A 15,686-nucleotide genomic window follows, 5' to 3' on the forward strand; every position below is an offset into this window, starting at 1 on the left:
GACTGCTGCGCGCTCGACCCGGCGCAGGCCCGCCCGTGGCGAGCAGGAAGAGTGTGAGCGCTAACAACCCATTGCCGTCAACCCCTGTTCGCCACCTCGGCGTCACGGTCTCGTAACGAGCACCTGGGAGTGCGCCGCATCGGGTGGTCGCCTCAGCCGGAGGTGAGCAGGCAGTGACGGTGCGTCGCCGACGCGGGCTCCGCCGACCCCGTCCAGGAGCTCACCGCGGCCCGCCCGAGGTCCCTCTCCGAGGGGTGGGGAGGACGGGGCTCTCTCAGCGCAGGGTGATCTGGCGGGAGAGCAGCCCGGCCCGCGCGCGGCGCTCGTCGGGAGTCAGCGGGTCGGTCACCTCCAGCGTCCGCTCCAGCCGGCCCTGGAACTCCGCGGCGGCGCCGGTCCAGTCGGCGGCCGGGGCGTCGGCGGGGAGGTCCCACACCGGCACGAGGAGCCCGTGCGCGCGGAAGGCGCCGGCGTAGCGGGTGCCCTCGCCGAGCAGGATCTCGCCCGAGGCGCGCAGCCGGGCCAGTGCGTCGAGCAGCCGCTCCTCCGGCTCGGGGCGCACCCAGCGCAGGTGCGCGCGCTCGCCGCTGGGCCGCACCCAGTAGGCCGCGCCGAGGCCGGGGAGCAGTTCGGTGGGCAGGATCGCCTGGTTGGCCTGCTCCAGCCCGGCCCGCGCCGCGGCGCCGGCGTCGACGCCCTCCAGCCAGAAGCCGAAGTCCTCGTGCACGGTCACCTCGAGCGGCGCCTGGAGGTCGACCAGGTCCTGCAGCCGCGGCCCCGCCGAGCCGGCGCCCCCGACCGGGCCCGGGTCGACCGGCGCGCCGGCCGGGGCCTCGAGCGCCGCGGCCAGCGCCGTCCCCAGGTCACGGCTGACGTCGTCGGAAGAGGCCTGCAGCTGGACGCCGAGCAGGATCTCGCCGTTGGCGCGGACCAGGGCCGGGGCGCCGCCGGGGAGCACGCTGGCCAGGGTGACGCCGCGGCCGTCCGTCGTCCGCAGGGGCGCGGTCGCTGCCGGGACCAGCTCGCGCAGCGCCACCCAGTGCGCCTCGCCGGGCAGCCCCTCGAAGGGCCGGGTCACCGGTGGGGCGTAGCCCGAGCCGTGGCAGTGCTTGTACCGGCGCCCCGAGCCGCACGGGCACGGCGCCTTGGGGTTGACGCCGGCGTCTGCGGCGGGGGCGGCGGGACGCTTGCGGGTCGCGGAGCGGGCCATGGGCACGAGCGTAAGTGGCCCCCTCGCAGGGTCCCGCGGCGAGCCTGCGAGCCGTGGGGGGCAGGGAGGTCCCTTCTCTACGCTCACCCGGCGTGACGCCGGTGCCGCTGGACCTCGCCGACCCCGCCGTCGTCGCCGACCCCTACCCGGCCTTCGCGCGGGCCCGGGCGCAGGCGCCGGTGCAGTGGCACGAGGGCATGGGGCTGTGGCTGGCGTTCACCCACGCCGAGAGCAACGCCGTGCTGCGCGACCGGCGGCTCGGCCGGATCTGGCGGGACCGGGAGCCCGCGGAGCGGTTCGGCAGCTTCAACCTGATCCACCGCAACGCGCTCCTGGAGATGGAGCCGCCGGACCACACCCGGCTGCGCCGGCTGGTCAGCGCGGCCTTCGCGCGCGGTCACGTGGAGCGGCTGCGGCCGTGGGTGCGGCAGCTGGCCGGCGAGCTGGTCGACGGCCTGGTCGAGCGCTCGGGCGGCACCGAGCCCGTCGCCGTCCTCTCCGGGATGGCCGAGGAGCTGCCGGTCGCCGTCATCGCCGAGCTGCTCGGCGTCCCGGCACCCGACCGGCCGCTGCTGCGGCCGTGGTCCAACGCGATCGTGAAGATGTACGAGTACGGCCGGACGGCGGCGATCGAGGACGCCGCCGAGCGTGCGGCGGACCAGTTCGTCACGTACCTGCGCGGACTGGCCGCAGAGCGCCGCCGCGCACCCGGCGAGGACCTCCTCTCCCACCTGGTCTCGGTGCGCGACGCCGAGGGCGACCGCCTCACCGAGGACGAGCTGGTCACCACCTGCATCCTGCTGCTCGACGCCGGCCACGAGGCGACGGTCAACGTCAGCGGCAACGGCCTGCTGGCGCTGCTGGAGCACCCCGACCAGCTGGGCCGGCTGCGCACCGACCCCGGCCTGCTGCCGACGGCGGTCGAGGAGCTCATGCGCTTCGACTCGCCGCTGCAGCTGTTCGAGCGGACGGCGACCGCGGACGTGGAGGTCGGCGGGGTGACCGTGCGGGAGGGGCAGAAGATCGCGGCGCTGCTCGGTGCGGCCAACCGCGACCCGGCCGCGTTCGACGCACCCGACACCCTGGACGTCGGCCGCACCGACAACCCGCACACCGCCTTCGGCGCCGGCGTGCACTTCTGCATCGGGGCGCCGCTCGCGCGGGTCGAGCTGCAGGCGACCTTCGGCGCGCTGCTGGAGCGGACGTCGCGGCTGGAGCTCGGGGCGCCGGCGCGGCGCCGTCCGGAGTTCGTCATCCGCGGCCTGGCCGAGCTGCCGGTCGTGCTCGCGGGCTGACACCCGACCGGCGTGGCCCGCGTCCACCCTCCCGCAGAACTGCTACATCTCGATCGTGGCGACGATCCGACCTCTTGATTGGACCGACCTCGCGGACTCGTATTGCGAGGAGAGGGCGTGCGAACGGGTCGGACTCCCCGAGCTCCCCTTCCCGGAACTACGCGTCCCGATGTGGACCCGCCCCTCTCCGACGCACGCGCACCTCTCCCGGATGCTGGTTGCGTTCCGATCTCTCCTGACCGCTGAGAGCCAGTTCGTGGACGTGCGCATGGGATCACCGGCCGCGTCGACGGCCCCAGGACGACGAACGGTGGACCTGATCCTGGCCGGCACCCGACGAGGAGATCATGGATTTCCGGTGCATCCTCCCGCCGGGAGTCCCGAATGGCCGGGCGCAACTGCCGATCTCATCGCGGGGTCCTGGTTCGCACACGTCCAGCACACCGCCGAACTGATCGCGGTCGCCCTGGAAGAGGTCGAGCGATCGCAGTTCACAGCTGCCGCCGCGACGGCGCGAACTGCTCTGGAGATGGCGGCACGCGCCCTGCACGGTGCCCGGCAACTGTCCGAGTCGGTAGACGACCGGCACACTGACCGGGTCGTCCGCTGGATGTCGGTCGAGGAAGGTCGCCCGCATGCAGGTCCAGCGAGCGTGACCACCCGCGTCCAACGCCTCATGGACGAGACCCGCCAGAACGCGAGCTTTCCGACACACCTGCACGCCGGACTCGAGGGGGTGTACGACCACCTGTGCGCCCGCGCCCACCCGCGAGCGGAGTCCTGGCGGATGTACGCCCGGCCCTCCAACCTCCCGGCTCCGGCCATCGCGACGTCTCCGAAGGACCGGGAGGCCGCGAAGGCTGCAGACGACGTGTTGACCGGCGTGGCCGTCGTCGTGACTGCGATGCATCGCGCCTGGGACCTGCTGGCTCGGGTCGTGCCGCGTCTGCGCGCACGTGCGACGGACAGCGGACCTCCGGCCTACACGCTCGTGAGAAGCAGGGTCGTGGACATCACCGAGGCTCATCCGACGGTGAACATCGAAGACCAGTTGATCGGGGGATTGGACGCACTTCTGTGGGACAGCCCCCTCAACGGGGATCATCGCCCGATGATGGCACCTCACGTCCTCGTGGATTACTTCGGTCCCGGCAGGATGCAGGAGGGAGCGGTCCGCAACACGTCTCCGGCGGCGAAGGCAGCTCATGCTCTGATCGCTGCCCGACTACTCGTTGTCGCCGAACTGCAACGCGCCGCACTGCGCAATGTCAATCTGGGAAGGTGCGCTGCTGCCGCCGCGCAGGCTCGATTTCTCCTGGAACACGTCGTGGGGCTTTCCACGGCCCTGCGGGAGTCGGAGCCGGACCTTTGTGCTGGAGGCGTTGCGGAGCCCGCAGTCCAGCATCGATCATCGAGAGCTCGCCGAACTGCTCGAGAAGGCGAACCTGGTCGGACCCCCGCCGTTCTCCGATCGACGTGAGCCTCGGGATCCGGCCGTTCTGACCACGCGCATGTTCAATGGCATGGTCCACGCCGGACTCGTGGCGCGGAACGTCTACTGGGGCGAGTACGGGAACGAGGACACCCATGCACTGCAGATCCCGAGCCGCCCGCGCTACCCCAGTGGACGGGCGAACCTGGATCTCGACAACCAGTGGGTGGGGACGGCGGCCGCGATCGTCATGGCGGACCGGTTCGTGGTGGAGACCTGTGGACGTCTGCTCAACGGTCGCTGGTAGGCGAGCGTCGCCCGCCTCCACCGGCGACCCGCATCCCTCCGGTGGGGATCAGGCGTCGACCAGACCCTCGGGAGGGAGCTGTGCACCTTCCCCGCCGGCCTGACCGCGTGACCGCCGTCCTCGTGCTGCAGCGTGCGGACTGCGCCCGGACGACGAGGTCGGCCGGGGTGACCGGAGCGCGGGACACCTGTGGAACGTGTGCCAGGTCACTGGCACCATTCGGCCCATGCGCGGCCTCATGCAGGACTACCCCCTGACCATCGACGCGATCTTCCGGCACGTCGAGCACCACTACGGCGACGGGACCATCGCCACAGCGGGGCCCGGCGGGGTCACCCGGGTGACCTACGCGGAGTGGGCCGAGCGCACCCGCCGGCTGGGCGGGGTGCTCGACGCCCTGGGCATCAGCGCGGACGGCCGGGTCGGCACCTTCGGCTGGAACAGCCAGCGGCACCTGGAGCTGTACTTCGCCGCGCCGTCGTCCGGCCGGGTGCTGCACACGTTGAACGTCCGGCTGTTCCCCGAGCAGCTGACCTACATCGCCAACCACGCCGAGGACGAGGTCGTCTTCGTCGACCGCTCGGTGCTGCCGCTGCTGTGGCCGCTGGTCGACACCATGAAGACCGTCCGGCACGTCGTGGTCATGGACGACGGGGGCGACACCGAGATCCCCGACGACCCGCGGGTGCTCGACTACGAGGCCCTCCTGTCCGAGGCCTCCCCCGTCGACTTCTCCGTCACGGACGAGAACTCGGCTGCCTACATGTGCTACACGAGCGGGACGACGGGCAACCCCAAGGGCGTCGTCTACTCGCACCGGTCGACGTGGCTGCACACCATGGGCGTGATGGCGCCCAACGCCTTCGGCCTCGGCATCCGCGACGTCGCGATGCCGGTCGTGCCGATGTTCCACGCCAACGCCTGGGGCATCGCGCAGGCCGCGCCGGCCGCCGGCGCCTCGCTGGTCATGCCCGGCCCGATGATGCAGCCCGAGGCGCTCGCGAACCTGATCGTCGACGAGGGGGTCACCTTCACCGCCGGCGTCCCGACCATCTGGCAGGGCGTGCTCCCCCACCTCGCCGGGCGCCCGCACAAGCTGCGCGACATCGGCTGCGGCGGCTCGGCGGTGCCCAGGGCGCTGAGCGAGGCCTACCGCGAGCAGGTGGGCCTGCCGATCCTGCAGGCCTGGGGCATGACCGAGACCCACCCGGTCGCCTCCTCCGGCATCCTGCCGCCCCGCTTCGACGACCTGGACGACCAGGGCAAGGCGGCACAGCGCGCCCGCGCCGGCATCCCGTTCCTCGGCGTGGAGGCGCGGATCGTCGACGCCGAGACCCTCGAGCCGCAGCCGTGGGACGACACCGCCACCGGCGAGCTGCAGGTCCGCGGCCCGTGGTGCGCGCAGGACTACTACAACCCCGACGCCGGGGTGGTGCTCACGACACCGGACGGCTGGATGCGGACCGGCGACGTCGCGGCCATGGACGCCTTCGGTTCGATCCGGATCGCCGACCGCACCAAGGACCTCATCAAGTCCGGGGGCGAGTGGATCAGCTCCGTCGACCTCGAGAACGCGATCATGAGCCACCCGAAGGTCAAGGAGGCCGCCGTCGTCGGCATCCCGCACCCCAAGTGGGACGAGCGTCCGCTGGCCTGCGTCGTCCTCAGGGACGGCGAGACGGCCACCGAGGAGGAGATCCTCGACCACCTCAAGCCGCAGGTGGCCAAGTGGTGGCTGCCCGACGCGGTGGAGTTCATCGACGAGGTGCCCAAGACCAGCGTCGGCAAGTTCTCCAAGAAGGACCTGCGCGCCCGCTTCGCCGAGTTCCCCGCGAAGGGCTGAGCGCCCCGGGTGGGTCCGTCCGCAGCCGTGGGCGGACCCACCCTCATGACGTGACTCGCAGGAAGGACACGAGCACGCTGAGTGCACCCAAGTCGTGACGTGAAGGAATCGTCCGACTACGTTGTGCACATGCCTTCTGCTCCGGCCAGAACCACGAACCGCTCGACGGCCGCCCCGTCGCCCGGCATCCGGGGCAGGCACCGCGCAGGACGGGGCCGGCGCCTGCTGTGGACGTCCGGCCTGGTCGCGGCGCTGGTCGGCGCCGGACTGCTCACCCCGTCCCTCATCGCCCCCGAGGCGTCGTCGTCGGTCGCGCACCCGGCCATCGAGCAGGCCCGCAAGGTCCGGCAGGCGCCGGCGACGTCGTCGACTCCGGCGCCGCCCGCACCCACGACGGCCGCCCCTCCGGCGAGCAGCACCACGGCCTCCGCCCCGACCCCCGCGGGCACCGCTCCGGCGACCGGCTCCACCACCGCCGCAGCGGGCACCCCCACCACCACGGCGCCCAGCTCGACCCCCGCCGCGCCCGTCGCGACGGGCGACAACCCGCTGGCCGGCATGACCTTCCACGGCCTGAACACCGGCGCGATCCAGGCCGCGGCGCAGGGCGGCCGCAGCGCCGAGGACACCGCCGCGCTCGCGGAGCTGGCGAATGCGCCGACGGCGACCTGGCTGGGCGGGTGGAGCGGCGACGTCACCGCGGCGGCACGCCGGGCGGTCGCCGACGCCGACGCGGCCGGCGCCGTGGCCGTCCTCGTCGTCTACAACATCCCCGGCCGCGACTGCGGCGGGCACTCCGCCGGCGGCGCGGACTCCTCGGCGGCCTACCGGCAGTGGGTCCAGGGGGTGGCGGCCGGCATCGGCAGCGGGACGGCGGTCGTCGTCCTGGAGCCCGACGCGCTCGCCCACCTGTGCGGCGACCCTGCCGAGCGGCTGGCGCTGCTGCGGTCCGCCGTCACCACGCTGGAGCAGAACCCGGGCACGCACACCTACGTGGACGCCGGGCACCCGCACTGGCTGGACCCGGCCACGGCGGCCGACCGGCTGCGTGCCGTGGGCGCCGCGGAGGCCGACGGCTTCGCGCTGAACGTCTCCAACTTCGTCACCACCGCGGACAACGTGGCCTACGGCCAGCGGGTCTCCGCGCTGCTCGGCGGCGCGCACTTCGTCGTGGACACCAGCCGCAACGGCAACGGCCCTGGCAGCGACTGGTGCAACCCGTCGGGCCGCGCCCTGGGCGAGCGCCCGACGGCGCGGACCGGCCAGAGCCGGGTGGACGCCTTCCTGTACGTCAAGCGGCCCGGCGAGTCCGACGGCGCGTGCAACGGCGGTCCGGCGGCCGGCGCCTTCTGGCCGGCGTACGCGATCGGGCTGGTGCGCGCCGCCGCCTGACGGTCACCCGGCGGCGGGCTCCAGCTCGCCCGCCGGCAGCGCCTCGCTGTAGCCCACCCGGTACACGAGCAGCCGCATGTCCGGCGACGGCGAGTGCTCGGCCGTCTGCTCGAAGTTGCGCTCGAAGTACTGGAGGACCTCGTCCTCGTAGCCCTGGTCGTAGCTCAGCAGCAGGTACACGTACTGGTGCCCCTCGGCGATCGACGCGACCTCCTCGGGCAGCCGGGCGGGGTCGTACGCGGGCGCCGGCCCCTGCCGGTCCCACACCGGCAGGGTCGTGATCCGGGCGGCGCCGTCGTAGTAGTACTCGAAGGGGTACACGGTGAACGGCGAGCTCAGCACCACCACGTCCTGCGGGCGGGCACCCTCCTCGACCAGTTCCGCCGCCGTCCGGTAGTCCTCGGTAACCGGGGTGTCGGGGTTGGTGGCCTGCACGACCGTGCCGAGCACCGTGACGGCGAGCAGGGCACCGGCCAGCCCCCGGGCCACCGGCCTGCTCAGGCCGCTGATGAAGACCACCAGCAGGACCAGCACCGCCGGGAGGGCGGCGATCATGTACCGGCTCAGGAAGAACGGCGTCACCAGGTGGCTGACGACGAAGGCCAGCAGCACCGGCACGAAGGCGGCCGCCACGAGGTAGGCCGTCTGCCGGCCGAGGCGGACGCCGGCCCGCACGCTGGCCAGCGCCGCGAGCACCAGCAACGGCCACGCCGACACCAGCACCGTGTTGATCGTGTCGCTCTGGAAGCCGAAGACGAACTGCGAGTAGACGTTCGAGTAGTCCACCGACGACGGCTCGGGCAGGTTGGGCCGGGTCTGCGAGGCCGACCCGTTGGCCCGGAACCACAGGAACCACGGCAGGTAGGCGGCGCCGACCACGGCCGCGACCCCGACCATCCGGACGACGGCCGCACGGGGCAGCCGGCGCCACGTCAGCAGGACGTAGAGGCCCTGGGTCAGCAGCACGAACGCGAAGAAGTAGTGCGTGTAGACGCCCACCACGGCGGTCGTGGCGTAACCGGTCCAGGCGGCGGTCCGGCCGGTCGTGATCAGCGTCAGGAAGAAGTACTGGCTCACCAGGGTGACCAGGACCAGCATCGAGTACATGCGGGCCTCGCTGCCGTACCACTGCAGGAACGGCGAGCAGCTGAAGACGACCAGGGCGAACAGCGCCCACGGCCTGCTGAGGACCTTGCGGGCGACGAGGTAGAACACCGGGACGGCGGCGAGCAGGAACAGCAGGGACAGCGTCCGCGCCGTCCCGATGTCCGGGCCGAGCACGAGCCGCCAGGTGCGCAGCAGCACGTGGTAGAGCGGGACGTGCACGTCCTCGGCGATGATCCGCAGCAGGTCACCGTAGCTGTGGTTGGTCTGCCACAGGCTCTGCGCCTCGTCCAGGCGGATCGAGTTGCGCAGCCACTCCACCCGGGCACCCACCAGGACCAGGCCCAGGCACAGCAGGTGGACAGCGGCGACCAGCAGGGGGTCACCGCTCCTCCGGGGGACGACGCGGCGCGGCTCCCGGCGGGTGCGGTGGCGGGGGCCCTCAGCCGGTGCCGGCGGCGCAGGGGACAGCAGGTCGGTGGACACGTCGCTCCTCGCGGCGGCTCAGTCGCGGACCGGCTGCAGCGCCGGCTCGACCGAGGGGGTGGGCTCCGCGGTGGTCCGGTCGCGGCGGATCGGCGACAGGGGTGCGGGGGACGGCGCGGGGAGCAGCGGGGCACTCCGGGGCGCGCGGGACGGCGAGGCCGCGATGACGAAGGGCACGGCGATGGCCAGGTGGACGGCCAGCCAGGCGACGTTGGCCATCAGCGAGGCACTGGCGCCCTCGCGGGCCGCACCGACCGCCAGGGCGACCGCGGCGACGGCCGCGTAGACCAGCTGCGGCACGACCAGCCGCAGGAAGTTCGGCCGGGCACCGTCGTGGGTGGCCTTGCTGGTCACGGCGAACGACGTCTTCCGGTTGGCCAGCACCGCCGCCATCGCGGTGATCTGCAGCCACCAGGCGCTCAGCGAGAACGCGATGGCCTGGTAGCTGTAGGTGAAGTTGGACGTGCGCTGCAGGACGTACAGGTTGATCCACATGTAGGGCACGAAGACCAGCGCCAGCGTCATCGTCGATGTCACGATCGGGGTCTCCCCGGTGAGCAGGAAGACGATCGGCAGCAGCGCGTCGAGCAGGATGACCGAGCCCGACAGGTAGTAGCTGGCCGAGAGCAGGTACTGCAGCTTCTGCGCCGTGGTGAGCCCGCGCCGCAGCAGGGGGTTGTACTTGAAGATCACCTCGAGGCTGCCGCGGGTCCAGCGGAACTGCTGCTTGTAGTAGTTGAGGAAGTCGTCGGGCGCGAGCCCCTCGGCGAGGACCGTGGGCACGTAGACGCTCTTCCAGCCGCGCTCGTGCATGAACAGCGAGGTGAGGAAGTCCTCGGCGATGTTGAACTCGCACATGCCGCCGGCCTCGGCGATGGCGCTGCGCCGCACGGCCATGTTGGTGCCGCACATGAACGCGGAATCCAGCCGGCTCTTGCCGGACATGATCGGCCCGAAGAACAGCGTCTGCTGGTCCCAGGCCACGCGGGTGACCCGGTTCTGGTCCTGGTTGGCGTAGAACTGCGGCGTCTGGACGAAACCCATCCGCTCGTCCACGAAGTACCCCATGACCTCGGTGAGGAAGTCGTGGTGCGGGACGTGGTCGGCGTCGAAGACGACGAAGAACGGGCTCGAGGTCCGCGACAGCGCGTGGTTGATGTTGCCCGCCTTGGCCCCACCCGGGGTCACCCGCGTCAGGCACCGGGCGCCGAGCTCGTCGGCGAGCTCCTCGATGTCGCGCCAGTCGTCCTTGCCGGCGACCAGGCCGTCGTTGAGCAGGTACACGGTGAAGGGCACCGGGTAGGACATCGCCAGGGCCGCCTTCGTCGTCTCCCGCACGATGTCCACCGGCTCGCCGCAGACGGTGATGAAGACGTCGACGGGCGGGGCGTAGGAGGGGTCGAACGGCCGCGCGGTGTCCCGGGACCAGACCGTCCAGCAGTAGCCGACGATCTGGACCAGGTGGAACAGCTCGGTCGCCAGCAGGGCACCGAACAGGAACCAGTTGCCGTGCTCGAACGCGACGCTGATGACCAGCGTGTAGACGACGGCCAGCACGACGTTGGTCACCAGGAACGCGCGGTTGGGCTCGTACTGCAGGAACCCGTGCGTGTCCGGGCGGGAGGTCGCACCGCGACCCGGGGCGAGAGTCACGGCGCCTGCTCCTCGGTGACGTTCAGGTTGGGCAGCTCGTCGAGGTGGAGGGCCATCCCGAACCACACCCAGTTGGAGTCGTAGTAGCCGAGTTCCTCGGTCAGGTCCTTCGAGTCGGGGTCGTAGAACCGCAGCAGCTCGTCGGTGTAGACCTGCTCGGCCAGGTCGGGCCGGACGGTGTCGAAGTAGCCCATCGCGCCGCCGTACATCGCCGGGGCCTCGTAGTCCACGGCGGGCGTGCCGTCGCGGTGGTAGGCGGCCACCAGCCGGTCCTGCTCCGTGTACGCCTGGGCCAGGGGCACCTGGCGCTCCAGGAGCTGGCGGGCGCGCTCCTCGCCGTACCAGGCGTGGTCCAGCGCCAGCCGCCACGGCAGGCGCAGGGCGTCGTAGCTGAACCGTGTGGTCAGGTCGCCGCTCGGCGCGCTGAACTCACCGGTGCGACGGTCGACCAGCACCCAGTCGGCCGGGAGCCCGGAGGAGCGGTCGGCGTCCAGCGGCTGCCGGTTGAGCTCCTGCAGCAGGGCGTAGGAGCTGTCCACCAGGCCGGCCCAGTCGTGCTCGGGGTCGGGGTCCACCCGTGCGAACACGCGGTAGGCGTAGGGCGCGAGGTAGGAGGGGTTGACCAGCACCTGGGTGCGGTTGCGCTGCTCGAGGTCGTTGGCCACCAGCAGGGGTGCGCCGTCGACCTCGACGACCGACTCCTCCCACACCGCGTCGATCAGCGGCAGCGCGTCGTAGAGGTAGTCGTCCTGCTTCCACCTCGAGTAGGCCATCAGCAGCGCGAACGCGACGTCGACGTCGGCGTCGCTGGCGGAGTTGCTGCCGCCGAGCTCGTCCTGGATCCCCCAGGAGCCGTCGGGGCGCTGTCCGAAGCGCCACGCCAGCAGCGAGTCGTCCCGCTGCAGGTTGTCCTTGGTCCACTGCCAGCTGTCGGCGAAGGTCTGCTGGTCGTCCATCCAGACGGCCCGGAGCATCGTGTAGCTCTGGCCCTCGGACGTGGTGATCGACCCGTTCTGCAGGTCCATCGTCCGGTTCGTGCCCGGCTCGACGTAGGTGTCCTTGTAGACCTGCCACAGGTCGGCCAGGACCGTCTTCTCCGACGCGATCATCGGCTCGTCGGCGGCCACGACCGCCGCGGCCCGCTGGACGTCGTCGGAGAGGTGGACCCCGCCCGCGACGGCGGCGCCCACGGCGAGGACGACGGCGACGGCGGTCCCGCGCCGGCGACGCCGACGCCTGGTGGCGGTGGGAGGGGAACCGGCGGGGACCCCGCCCGGCTCGACCCGGTGATCAGGCTGCACGTCGTCCTCCGCGCTCGTCCGGTCGCCGGCCCCCGAGCGCGCCGGCGGCGCGCTCGACGACCTCCACCAGGTCCACCACCGGCTCGCCGAGCGGGTGGCGGTCGCCCAGGAGGTCCGCGTGCCGGGCCACGAGCACGCTGATCGAGGGGTCGTCCCGGCGGATCCCCAGGCGGGCGAGGATGCCCTCGACGTCGCCCTCGTCCGCGCCGGTCAGCAGCGCCCGGACGGTCTCGCCGTCGGAGACCCAGACGTCCCCGGTCCGTCGCGAGGACTCCCAGCCCTCGGGGAGCGCGGCCTGCGGGACGCTGAGCACGACCACCAGGTCGTTGCCGGTGCGCCGCTCGCGCTGGCCGTCAAGCTGCCGCTCCAGGCGCGCGCCCTCGGCGTCGATCGCCTGGAGCACGCCGTCCGCCGTGCGCGCCCAGGTGAAGCGTGCGGCCCAGGCCCGCGCCCGCTCGGCGATCGTCCCGGCGACCGCCGGGTCGTCGAGGGTCAGCAGGGCCCGGACGATCGCGTCGGCCAGCCCGTCGGGCTCGCCGTCGACCAGCCAGCCGGTCACGCCGTGGCGGACGGTGTCGCGCACGCCGCTGACCCGCCGGGCGAGCGCGGGGACGCCGGCGGCGTTGGCCTCGACCAGCGACACGGCCCAGTCCCCGCCGTCGGAGGCGCTGACGGTCAGCCAGGCGGTGCCGAGCAGCGCGTCCCGCTCGGCGTCCGGGAGCCGGCCGTGGAACACGACCCGCGATCCGGCCGTGCGCGCGCGCTCCACCAGCTCGCGGCGGGCGGGCCCGTCGCCGACGAGGTGCAGCTCGGCGTCAGGCACCCGCACCTGCACGTCGGTCATGGCGTCGACGAGCGAGTCCAGCCGCTTGTGGTGCGTGAGCCGGCCCACCACGACGACGCGTGGGGTGGCGGCGCGCTCGCCGCGCAGGCCGAGGGTGTCGGCGCCGGTGGGCACCACGTGGACGGGTCCGTCGAAGCGCAGCCGGCGGCGCACCTGGGTGCGGGCCGACGGGGAGAGGACCACCACGGTCCGGCGCCGGTAGACCCGGCGGCTCACCGGCCCCTCGAGCCAGCGCGCGAGCCGTGCGGCGGCCGGCCGCAGGGCACGGGCGAAGAGGTCCTGGTGCACGTGGTGGACCAGGAGCACCACCGGGATGCGCCGGCCGGTGACCAGCGGGCTGAAGAACGGGATGCCGTTCTGCGAGTCGACCACCGCGTCGACCGACGACCGGTGCCGCAGCAGCCACAGCAGGGCGAGGGGGTAGACGCTCCACCAGCTGCCGAGCCGGCGGACGGCGTACCCGTCGACGGTCTCCCGCGCCGGGGTGCCGTCCGGACGGCTGGTGACCAGGACGACCGAGCGCCCACGGTCGGCCAGCTCGCGGGCCACGCGCTGGCAGTACAGCTCGGCGCCGCCCGCCGAGCGGTGCCGGCGGTCACGCCAGTTGAGGACGACGACGGAGGGGCCCTGCACCGACCGGCTCACGACATCCTCGCCAGCGCCGCGCGGACCGCGACGACCTCGGAGACGACGCGCCTGCCGTGGCTCCACACGTGGAACGACGAGCCGGCCTGGTCGGTCCACCGGACCGGCACCTCGACGACCGGCATGCCCAGCCGGTTGGCCACCGCCAGCACCTCGACGTCGAAGGCGAAGCCGCGCGCGGTGACCCGGCTGAAGATCTGCTGCGCCGCGTCCCCGGAGAAGAACTTGAACCCGCACTGGGTGTCGGCGACCTCGCCGACCATCGGCCGGGTGAGCATCCGGAAGGTGGAGGAGCCCAGCCGGCGGACCAGCGGCTGGGCCACGGCGTAGCTGGCGCCGGGCGCACGCCGGGAGCCGATCACGACGGGCGCGCCCCGCTCGAGGTGCCCGAGGACGTCGGTGAGCACCTGCGGCGGCGTGGACAGGTCGGCGTCGCAGAAGCCGCGGTAGCGCGCCGTGCTCGCCAGCAGGCCACGGCGCACCGCGGCCCCCTTGCCCTGGCGCGCGCACCCGATGAGCCGCAGCTCGGTGTTGCCGGGGCGCTGCTGCGCGACCTCGTCGACGACCTCGGCCGAGCGGTCGACCGACCCGTTGTCGACGACGGTGATCTGCACGCGCAGCGGGAGGGTGGCGGTGTGGGCGGCGAGGGCGCGCAGCGTCGGGCCGAGCCGGGCCTCCTCGTTGTAGGCAGGGACGACGATGTCGAGGTCGGGCTGCCGGTCGTGCACGGCGTTGCCACCTTCCGCGGGGACGTTGGTCAGGGGGTGCTCCGGATCAGGGCTCGGGCGGGCGGTCACTCGGCGGCGACCCGGGGGGCGGGGGCCGCGGTCACCAGGCGGGCCTCCAGCACCTCGACGGCGTCCACCTCGAGGGCGTCGAGGACCGGCCGGCGGGCGAAGACGACGCGCGAGCTCAGCAGGAAGCTCGTCGCCGCGCTGGCCACGGTGGCCACGGCCGCACTCGTCAGCGGGTCCAGCCCGACGAGGCGCAGGGCGGTCGAGAACACGACGGCGTTGACGCCGAAGCCGAGGGTCGCCGAGCCGTTGAACAGGACCGCGCGGCGCAGCACCGAGCCGACGGTCTCCCGGCCGACCGGGCGGCGGGCGGACCAGGTCCAGAAGTAGCTGAGGACGAAGTTGACCTGGGTGGCGGTCAGGAAGGCGACGACGTTGGCCGCCTCGGGCGCCGTCCAGGGCAGCACCAGCCGGAAGACCAGCAGGTGCAGCGCGGTGATGGCCAGGCCCACCACCGCGAAACGGATGGTCTGGGCGCGGCAGAGCGCTCGCAGCATTCGGACTTCTCCCTCAACCGACCGGCGGGTCGGACATCTCGGGAGCACGTCCTTGCTCGACACCCCCCGCGGTACCGGATTCCGAAGCTACCTGCGCTCCACCGGGGCTCCCCGGCCTCGGGACCGCCATGATCACGACTGGACACCGGCCCACTACCACGCGTCAACAAATCGCGCGCGATGCGATGGCGCCCATCACAGCGAGGACGGCCGGCTCTGTCATGACGGTCACGCACCACGGCACGGCCAGGGGCATCTGCCCTGCTCAGCGCCGGGTTCGGCGCATCGACCCCGATCAACCTGGGAAACAGCTGTGTGATCTGCGCCACATCGGTCCGAACAGGGCCGCAAGGCCCTGTTGCGATGGTGGCGGGGCCCACTCACCTCGGGAGGACGTCTGCGACGACTCCCGACGCCGCGATCCTCCCCCGGCTGTCAGCGCACGACCACACCGGTGCGCTCCCGCGCCGGGGTCCGCTCCTCGCGATGCTCCCCCGGCTGTCAGCGCACGAAGGGCTGCTGACCGGTCTCGCTCACCATCGGACGGCCCGCGGCCTGCCACTCCCCCATGCCGCCTCCCACGTTGACCGCGTCGTAGCCGTTGGCGTTGAGCCAGGCCGCCACCCGGGCCGAACGGCCGCCGCCGCGGCAGGTGACGTAGAGCGGGTCACCCTCGGGCAGGTCGTCCAGCCGGGCCGGGACCTCGCCCATCGGGATGTGGGTGGCTCCGTCGATGTGGCCGGCCACCCACTCGTCGTCCTCACGGACGTCGAGGACGACGGCATCCTCGGGCACCTCGCTGGCGGGCACGGTCGGGACCTGCTGCGGCATCACGCATCCATCGTGACACGGCGGCTGCGGCCCGCCGGGCTGACAGGATGGA

The 15,686-nt window shown here is 72.9% G+C and carries 13 protein-coding genes; 5 read left to right on the top strand and 8 right to left on the bottom strand.

The genetic code is table 11. From position 1 onward, the window contains the following. Positions 1-274: 274 nt before the first annotated feature. On the bottom strand, positions 275-1,210 hold the full coding sequence (locus tag BLR12_RS04720) for a DUF5926 family protein (RefSeq protein WP_091374021.1): 936 nt from the start codon (positions 1,208-1,210) through the stop codon (positions 275-277). 92 nt (positions 1,211-1,302) lie between these two features. Between BLR12_RS04720 and BLR12_RS04725 the strand changes: the two genes are divergently transcribed. The 5 genes from BLR12_RS04725 (at position 1,303) to BLR12_RS04745 (ending at position 7,479) form a co-directional block, all read left to right on the top strand. Next, entirely contained in the window at positions 1,303-2,505 is a 1,203-nt protein-coding gene (locus tag BLR12_RS04725; RefSeq protein ID WP_091374024.1) for a cytochrome P450, read from the top strand. A gap of 310 nt (positions 2,506-2,815) precedes the next feature. Further along, positions 2,816-3,985 carry a hypothetical protein gene (locus BLR12_RS23905; RefSeq protein ID WP_143018698.1) on the top strand — a complete coding sequence of 390 codons (1,170 nt, stop codon included), beginning with the start codon at positions 2,816-2,818 and terminating at the stop codon, positions 3,983-3,985. A 43-nt stretch (positions 3,986-4,028) separates the two neighbouring features. After that, positions 4,029-4,244 carry a hypothetical protein gene (locus BLR12_RS23910; RefSeq protein ID WP_143018699.1) on the top strand — a complete coding sequence of 72 codons (216 nt, stop codon included), beginning with the start codon at positions 4,029-4,031 and terminating at the stop codon, positions 4,242-4,244. A 226-nt stretch (positions 4,245-4,470) separates the two neighbouring features. Next, a complete protein-coding gene (locus BLR12_RS04735) occupies positions 4,471-6,087 on the top strand; it encodes a long-chain fatty acid--CoA ligase (RefSeq protein WP_091374029.1) in 1,617 nt (538 codons plus the stop codon). Positions 6,088-6,216: 129 nt separating this feature from the next. Then, positions 6,217-7,479, top strand: a complete 1,263-nt coding sequence (locus tag BLR12_RS04745; protein ID WP_218120537.1) for a glycoside hydrolase family 6 protein — start codon at positions 6,217-6,219, stop codon at positions 7,477-7,479. Positions 7,480-7,482: 3 nt separating this feature from the next. Here the strand turns inward: BLR12_RS04745 and BLR12_RS04750 are convergent, their stop codons facing one another. The 7 genes from BLR12_RS04750 to BLR12_RS04780 form a co-directional block, all read right to left on the bottom strand. Then, positions 7,483-9,069: a glycosyltransferase family 39 protein gene (locus tag BLR12_RS04750; RefSeq protein WP_091374038.1), complete on the bottom strand. Its 1,587-nt coding sequence runs from the start codon at positions 9,067-9,069 to the stop codon at positions 7,483-7,485. Positions 9,070-9,087: 18 nt separating this feature from the next. Next, positions 9,088-10,722 (bottom strand): glycosyltransferase, encoded by a 1,635-nt coding sequence (locus BLR12_RS04755; RefSeq protein WP_176832342.1) that lies wholly within the window; start codon positions 10,720-10,722, stop codon positions 9,088-9,090. Continuing rightward, a complete protein-coding gene (locus BLR12_RS04760) occupies positions 10,719-11,912 on the bottom strand; it encodes a glycosyl hydrolase family 8 (RefSeq protein WP_176832343.1) in 1,194 nt (397 codons plus the stop codon). The genes BLR12_RS04755 and BLR12_RS04760 overlap by 4 nt, the downstream gene beginning before the upstream one ends. Before the next feature lie 100 nt (positions 11,913-12,012). Further along, positions 12,013-13,512, bottom strand: a complete 1,500-nt coding sequence (locus BLR12_RS04765) for a glycosyltransferase family 4 protein (protein ID WP_176832344.1) — start codon at positions 13,510-13,512, stop codon at positions 12,013-12,015. Continuing rightward, positions 13,509-14,240, bottom strand: coding sequence for a dolichyl-phosphate beta-glucosyltransferase (locus BLR12_RS04770; protein WP_091374421.1), 732 nt, complete (start codon positions 14,238-14,240; stop codon positions 13,509-13,511). Before BLR12_RS04770 ends, BLR12_RS04765 begins: the two co-directional genes overlap by 4 nt. A 65-nt stretch (positions 14,241-14,305) precedes the next feature. Then, the gene (locus BLR12_RS04775) at positions 14,306-14,803 is read right to left on the bottom strand and encodes a GtrA family protein (protein WP_091374050.1); all 498 of its coding nucleotides are present in this window, start codon (positions 14,801-14,803) and stop codon (positions 14,306-14,308) included. A 501-nt stretch (positions 14,804-15,304) separates the two neighbouring features. Continuing rightward, entirely contained in the window at positions 15,305-15,634 is a 330-nt protein-coding gene (locus BLR12_RS04780; RefSeq protein ID WP_091374423.1) for a rhodanese-like domain-containing protein, read from the bottom strand. Between the last annotated feature and the right edge of the window lie 52 nt (positions 15,635-15,686).

Origin of the sequence: Geodermatophilus sp. DSM 45219, from assembly GCF_900104025.1 — a bacterium.
Lineage (GTDB): Bacteria > Actinomycetota > Actinomycetes > Mycobacteriales > Geodermatophilaceae > Geodermatophilus.

Bases quoted from the DNA above. Each gene is read 5' to 3' on its own strand.
- BLR12_RS04720 (WP_091374021.1), bottom strand. From the start codon at position 1,210: ATGGCCCGCTCCGCGACCCGCAAGCGTCCCGCCGCCCCCGCCGCAGAC.
- BLR12_RS23910 (WP_143018699.1), top strand. From the start codon at position 4,029: ATGGTCCACGCCGGACTCGTGGCGCGGAACGTCTACTGGGGCGAGTAC.
- BLR12_RS04735 (WP_091374029.1), top strand. From the start codon at position 4,471: ATGCGCGGCCTCATGCAGGACTACCCCCTGACCATCGACGCGATCTTC.
- BLR12_RS04745 (WP_218120537.1), top strand. From the start codon at position 6,217: ATGCCTTCTGCTCCGGCCAGAACCACGAACCGCTCGACGGCCGCCCCG.
- BLR12_RS04775 (WP_091374050.1), bottom strand. From the start codon at position 14,803: ATGCTGCGAGCGCTCTGCCGCGCCCAGACCATCCGTTTCGCGGTGGTG.
- BLR12_RS04780 (WP_091374423.1), bottom strand. From the start codon at position 15,634: ATGCCGCAGCAGGTCCCGACCGTGCCCGCCAGCGAGGTGCCCGAGGAT.